Origin of the sequence: Thalassospira sp. (assembly GCF_002709775.1) — a bacterium.
Lineage (GTDB): Bacteria > Pseudomonadota > Alphaproteobacteria > Rhodospirillales > Thalassospiraceae > Thalassospira.
On record NZ_PAQR01000060.1, the window covers coordinates 24,496 to 30,679 of the forward strand.

The window sequence follows — 6,184 nt, forward strand, 5'->3', positions numbered from 1 at the left end:
TTTCTTAGGGGTATGAAATGAATTCAGTATTCAGCAACCTGAAAATCTCGACGAAGGTTTTCGGCGGTTTTGGCGTTGTGCTTTTTCTGCTTGTCGCGGTTTCGGTGGTAGGTGTTCTGTTCACATCCATGGTGGCGGACGACTTCCAGCGTTATCGTCAGACCGCTCTACAATCCAACCAGGCAGGCAGGGTTCAGGCCAACCTTCTTGAAGCGCGTGTGGCGCTTAAGGATTTTGTGATTACCAGCAGCGACAGCTCTGCAGCCAAGGTGCGTGAACGCTTGGGCTCGACCATGGGGTTGCTCGAAGAGCTTGAAGGGATGCTTGATCGCGCAGAGCGATCTGACGTGGTTGCCGATGCAAAAGCGTTGCTTGTGACATATGGCGAGGCCTTTGAAGAAGTCGTCACACTGCCGGCAAGCGATCCCAAACGTACCGATTTGATCGCCAACACGCTTGATCGCATCGGGCCAATGGTCGCAACTGATCTTGAGAACCTGAAACTCGATATCAAGGCTGAGCAGGATGAACTTGGCCCACGCGCAAGCGAGGCTGCCCAACAATCCACCATCATTACCGAAGTCCTGGCAGTTATTGCCGTCGTCATCGGTGTGATTGCGGCCTGGGTGATCGGGATGGGAATCTCGCGCCCGATCCGCGCAATTACAGATTCGATGAATGAACTGGCCGGCGGGAATAAGGCGGTTGATATCCCCGGCCAAAGCCGTGCCGATGAAATCGGCCTGATGGCCAAGGCGGTTCTGGTATTCAAGGAAAACATGATCCGTGCCGACAAACTCGCGGAGCAGGAAGCAGAGGCCGCCAAGGCGCGCGAAAAACGTGCGCAGAGAATCAGTGAACTGACCACCGGCTTTGATCGGGATATCTCGGCTGTTTTGAAAACCGTTTCCTCTGCTGCGACCGAGATGCAGGCAACCGCAACCGGGATGAGCAGCACGGCCGAGGAAACCAGCCGACAGTCCGGTATCGTTGCGGCTGCTGCCGAGCAGGCCTCAACCAACGTGCAAACCGTCGCCAGCGCGACCGAGGAACTGAGTGCGTCTATTGCCGAGATCAATCAGCAGGTCACGCAATCTTCTGCTGTGGCAAGTCGCGCGGTCGAAGATGCCGAACACACCAACAATCAGGTGCGCGGTCTTGCCGAAGCCGCCCAGAAAATCGGCGATGTCGTTGGCCTGATCAGTGACATTGCCGAACAAACCAACCTTCTGGCCCTGAATGCAACCATCGAGGCCGCCCGTGCTGGCGATGCGGGCAAGGGCTTTGCTGTGGTCGCGGCCGAGGTGAAAAATCTTGCCACGGCGACGTCAAAGGCGACTGATGAAATCACCGCCCAGATCACCGGTATTCAGAACGAAACCGAAGGTGCCGTGTCGGCCATCGCCGCGATCTCGGCTACCATTGCCGAAATCAGCGAGATTTCCGCGACCATCGCAAGTGCTGTCGAGGAGCAGGGCGCTGCCACCCTTGAAATCACGCGCAATGTTCAGGAAGCATCAGCGGGCACATCCGAAGTCACAACCAACATTGTCAGTGTCAACGAGGCCGCCGGATCAACCGGTACTGCCGCCGAGCAGGTCCTGACGGCGGCGGGTGAGTTGTCGCGGGAATCCGAGAGCCTGCGTGACAAGGTCGAGGCTTTCCTGACGGCAGTGCGCGCGGCTTAAATCTGGTCGGGCGGGGAAAGTGTCATCAAAAGGCATGGACCCTTGGCGGTGTCATATTCCCGCCCGGCCACAAAACCGATTGCCTCATAGCAGCGAATGGCGCGTTCGTTTTCGGGATCGGGATCAATGCCGATCATGGGCGCGCCACGCTCAAACAGTTGCGCAGTCAGCATTTTCAAAAACATCTGCCCATGTCCACATCCCATCATGTCCGGCACGCCGATAAAGGCATCAAGACAGCGAGTGTTTTGGGGTAGGGGATCAAAATGCGCCTGTGGCCATTGATGGGCGTCGTAATGCTGGACATAGGCAAAGGGCCGATTGCGGTATGACACAATCAGTGTCGCCATCTCGGCCAGTTCGACATCTTCGGAAATCAGTTCAATCTGCTCGCCGGGTTCGCCCCACCAGCGGACAACTTCCGGCACATGCAGCCAGCGGCCAATCATCGGCAGATCATTTGGGGTGGCCCGTCGGAAGCTGTAGTTATTTCGCATTCCAATCAAGTGCTTCCCCCTGTTATGCTTGCTTAGGCTATTATTGATTTGGTGGATGCTGATGGCAAAGAAAAAGGAAGTCTGGGACGAGTTTAGTTCCCTCTATCACTATACCAATCAAGCTGGATTGTTGGGTATCTTATCCTCAAACAATCTTTGGGCGACTAGCTACAAATTCATGAACGATGCTACGGAAATCAGTCACTTCCGTGCTTTGGCGTGGAACTTTCTAGAGCCGGAATTTCGCAAGATAAGTTCAGAGCTGGAGAGTTCTAACAATGAGGCAAGGGAGAAAGTCTCTGCATTTGGCGGGCTGGACGACGTTGTGAAGCATGAGCTTCAAGCATTTCTAGATACTTTATATAACAGTACCTTTCACGGGCGTGAAAGTGGCGGAGAATTAGTCCATCCCTTCATTCTATCTTTATGTGGTCATGAAGATGAATATGAAAGGGACAATGGGTTACTTAGTCAGTGGCGAGGCTACGGGGCCGGCGGCGGGTTCGCGATAGAGTTCGACACGAGAGCTTTGTCGGACATTGTAGCTGCTCAGGCTAGTTATTACAGGTATTACGTAGCGCATTTTTCTGATGTTGTTTATGGGCAGGGAAGAGACGCAATTCGCGCTTTGTCTACCGAACTAAACATGCTCAAAAGCGCGGTTCAAAGATTCTACGATGGCGACGCATCTTGTTTCGACGAACTATATCATCCGTTCACTTCGCTAGCGACAAGGACCAAACATTTTGGGTTTAGAGAAGAGAATGAAGTTAGAATTGTGTTGGCACCTGCGCTGAAAAATGGACCTAAGGTTTTTGGCAGTTATCGCGATCAGGAATATAAGCCCGTGTTGACTAGACAGGGGCCGCTTGGGCCAGTTGCTTACATAGAACTCATCGAAGATGGGGCGGTAGAGTTACCTATTAAAAGGATTATTGTCGGACCAAGCCGATACCAAGAACGTAACTTTGAGGCCGCCAAATTTGCGCTGAGCGGGCGGAATGTGCAGTTGACACGATCTCATACACCTTATGTTGGCTAGTGTCTGGCTAGCAAAGCCAGATTGACCTTCGATGCGCTTGATTTTCCTATCTGATCACAAATCCAGCTTCCTGTCTCGGCAAGCTTTTCAAGATTGATACCGGTCTCAATCCCAAGCCCGTTCAGCATATAGACAACATCCTCGGTCGCGACATTGCCACTGGCCCCCTTGGCATAGGGGCAGCCGCCCAGACCGGCGACGGAACTGTCGATGGTGGCGACACCCATCTGCAAGACGGCCAGCAAATTGGCCAGCGCCTGACCATAGGTGTCATGAAAATGTGCGGCGAGCTTTTCGGTGGGTACGTGTTTGGCGACAGCTTCAATCATCGTCTGTGCCTTGACGGGTGTTCCGGTGCCGATGGTGTCGCCCAGACTGATTTCATAGCAGCCCATGTCATAAAGCGCCTTTGCGACCTCGGCGACTTTTTCAGGTGCGATGTCACCTTCATAGGGGCATCCCAAAACGCAGGAGACATATCCCCGCACGGCAAGGCCGGCTTTGCTTGCGGCATCTGCGACCGGGCGGAAGCGATCAAGGCTTTCGGCAATCGAACAATTGATGTTCTTTTGCGAGAAGCTTTCGGACGCCGCACCAAAAACAGCAACCTCGGTCGCGCCTGCGGCAATCGCGGCCTCAAGGCCCTTCATGTTCGGGGCCAGCACGGGATAGGTCACACCTGCTTTGCGGGTGATTTGCGCCATGACATCAGGCGCATCGGCCATTTGCGGCACCCATTTCGGGCTGACAAAGGCGGTGGCTTCGATCACGGATAATCCCGCGTCATTCAGGCGATGGATCAGCTCGACCTTGGTGGTGGTCGGAACCATCACCTTTTCGTTCTGAAGCCCGTCACGCGGGCCGACTTCAACGATTTTGACGTGGCTTGGCAGGTCGGAAATCAGGGCCATTATTCGGCCTCCTCAATCGCGATCAGTTCTGCACCATCATCGACCTGATCGCCGACGCCAAAGAACACTTCCTTGACCGTGCCCGAAACAGGGGCGGAAATGGTGTGTTCCATTTTCATCGCTTCCATCACGACAAGTTTGTCGCCAGCGGTGACTGACTGGCCGGCCTCGGCCATCACCGCGATGATCTTGCCCGGCATCGGGGCAGTCAAACCGCCACCGGTGCCCTCGGCCCCACCGGCAGCTGCCAGCGGATCAAAGATGTCCAGACGGTCTGAGCGACCATCGCGGAATATCATCAGACGATTACCATCGCGCAGCACGCTTGCGCGTTTGCGCACGTTATCAAGACTTGCAACGATGGCGCCGTTTTCATCACGTTCGGCAGTGGCGATGATAGCGCTACCATCAGGCATGTCGATGGCATAGCCCTGATCACGATAATGCACCTTCACCAGCATGTCCGCCCCGTCGTGACGCAGGATCAGGTCATGGTGGTTGTCGTCATTAAGCCTAAAGCCCGCCGTACTGTGCCAGGGCGAATAGGGATCGCTGCTTTGTGCTGCATGGGCGGCGGCCTCCACATCGCGGGTCAGCAGGATATCAAGGGCAGCAAACGCCAGTGCTTCGTTATCCGGGGTGCTCGGTGCCGGGATCAGGTCATCCTGATAGTTCGGGATGAAGCCGGTTTCGACCTCGCCACGTTCAAAGGCCGGATGGCGGGCGATATTGCCAAGGAAGCCGGTATTGGTTGTGACACCGACGATCTGCACGTCATTAAGGGCTGTCGCCATACGGCGCAGTGCGGCCTTGCGATCCACATCCCACGTGATCAGCTTTGCGATCATCGGGTCATAATGGATCGATACTTCGCCGCCTTCATAAACACCGGTATCAACCCGCACGTGTTCGGTTTCACGCGGCATGCGCATATGCACAAGTTTGCCGGTCGCAGGCAGAAAATCATTCTGTGGATCTTCGGCATAGATACGCACTTCAAAGGCGTGCCCGTTGATCGAAAGGTCTTCCTGTGCCTTTGGCAGTTTTTCACCATCGGCCACACGCAGTTGCCATTCCACAAGATCTTCGCCAGTGATCTTTTCGGTCACCGGGTGTTCGACCTGAAGACGGGTGTTCATTTCCATGAAATAGAACGCACCCGATGCATCAAGCAGGAATTCAACTGTGCCGGCCCCCTGATAGCCAATCGCCTTGGCAGCATCGACGGCGGCCTTGCCCATCTGGGCGCGGAGCTCTTCGGTCATGCCTGGGGCAGGGGCTTCTTCAATCACCTTTTGATGGCGGCGCTGCAAGGAGCAATCGCGTTCAAACAGGTAAACCGCATTGCCATGGCTGTCGGCAAAGACCTGAATTTCGACATGGCGCGGTTTGACGATCAGCTTTTCAATCAGGCAATGGTCATCGCCAAAGCTGCTTGCGGCTTCGCGTTTACAGCTGATCAGCGCGTCCTTGAAATCGGCGGCGGTTTCAACCGCACGCATGCCTTTGCCGCCGCCGCCAGCCGATGCCTTGATCAGGACCGGATAGCCGATTTTGTCAGCCTCGGCAGCCAACAGATCAGGGTCCTGGTCCTCGCCATGATAACCGGGCACCAGTGGCACACCGGCCTTGCCCATGATTTTCTTGGCTTCGGATTTTGAACCCATCGCGCGGATCGCACTTGCCGGTGGTCCGACGAAGACACATCCGGCCTTTTCCAGCGCATCGGCAAAGCCGGCATTTTCCGACAGGAAGCCATAACCGGGATGAACGGCATCGGCACCTGATTGTGCGATGACTTCAAGCAGCCGGTCGGTACGCAGATAGCTGTCTTTGGGCGCGGGCGCACCGATATGATAGGCCTCGTCGGCATGTTTGACATGCAGGGCATTGGCGTCAGCATCGGAATAAACGGCAACCGTGGCAATTCCCATGCGGCGGGCGGTCTTGATCACACGGCAGGCGATCTCACCGCGGTTGGCGATCAGAAGTTTGCGCGGCATGTTATTTCTTGCTCCAGTTCGCGGGACGTTTTTCCAGAAAGGC

5 protein-coding genes are annotated in these 6,184 nt (G+C 55.3%); 2 read left to right on the plus strand and 3 right to left on the minus strand.

All coding sequences use genetic code 11. From position 1 onward, the window contains the following. Positions 1-17 precede the first annotated feature (17 nt). The gene (locus tag CMO10_RS18290; RefSeq protein WP_297024766.1) at positions 18-1,688 is read left to right on the plus strand and encodes a methyl-accepting chemotaxis protein; all 1,671 of its coding nucleotides are present in this window, start codon (positions 18-20) and stop codon (positions 1,686-1,688) included. On the opposite strand, the gene CMO10_RS18295 is transcribed toward CMO10_RS18290, so the two are convergent. Continuing rightward, positions 1,685-2,185, minus strand: a complete 501-nt coding sequence (locus CMO10_RS18295; protein ID WP_297024767.1) for a GNAT family N-acetyltransferase — start codon at positions 2,183-2,185, stop codon at positions 1,685-1,687. The genes CMO10_RS18290 and CMO10_RS18295 overlap by 4 nt on opposite strands. 61 nt (positions 2,186-2,246) lie before the next feature. Between CMO10_RS18295 and CMO10_RS18300 the strand changes: the two genes are divergently transcribed. Beyond that, positions 2,247-3,227 carry a DUF2971 domain-containing protein gene (locus CMO10_RS18300; protein ID WP_297024768.1) on the plus strand — a complete coding sequence of 327 codons (981 nt, stop codon included), beginning with the start codon at positions 2,247-2,249 and terminating at the stop codon, positions 3,225-3,227. On the opposite strand, the gene CMO10_RS18305 is transcribed toward CMO10_RS18300, so the two are convergent. Further along, complete coding sequence (locus CMO10_RS18305) at positions 3,224-4,138, minus strand: hydroxymethylglutaryl-CoA lyase (RefSeq protein WP_297024769.1); 915 nt, start codon at positions 4,136-4,138, stop codon at positions 3,224-3,226. The genes CMO10_RS18300 and CMO10_RS18305 overlap by 4 nt on opposite strands. Next, positions 4,138-6,141 carry an acetyl/propionyl/methylcrotonyl-CoA carboxylase subunit alpha gene (locus CMO10_RS18310; protein WP_297024770.1) on the minus strand — a complete coding sequence of 668 codons (2,004 nt, stop codon included), beginning with the start codon at positions 6,139-6,141 and terminating at the stop codon, positions 4,138-4,140. The genes CMO10_RS18305 and CMO10_RS18310 overlap by 1 nt, the downstream gene beginning before the upstream one ends. Positions 6,142-6,184: the final 43 nt, after the last annotated feature.

Coding starts and splice junctions, on each gene's coding strand:
- CMO10_RS18290 (WP_297024766.1), top strand. CDS start 18: ATGAATTCAGTATTCAGCAACCTGAAAATCTCGACGAAGGTTTTCGGC.
- CMO10_RS18295 (WP_297024767.1), bottom strand. CDS start 2,185: ATGCGAAATAACTACAGCTTCCGACGGGCCACCCCAAATGATCTGCCG.
- CMO10_RS18300 (WP_297024768.1), top strand. CDS start 2,247: ATGGCAAAGAAAAAGGAAGTCTGGGACGAGTTTAGTTCCCTCTATCAC.
- CMO10_RS18305 (WP_297024769.1), bottom strand. CDS start 4,138: ATGGCCCTGATTTCCGACCTGCCAAGCCACGTCAAAATCGTTGAAGTC.
- CMO10_RS18310 (WP_297024770.1), bottom strand. CDS start 6,141: ATGCCGCGCAAACTTCTGATCGCCAACCGCGGTGAGATCGCCTGCCGT.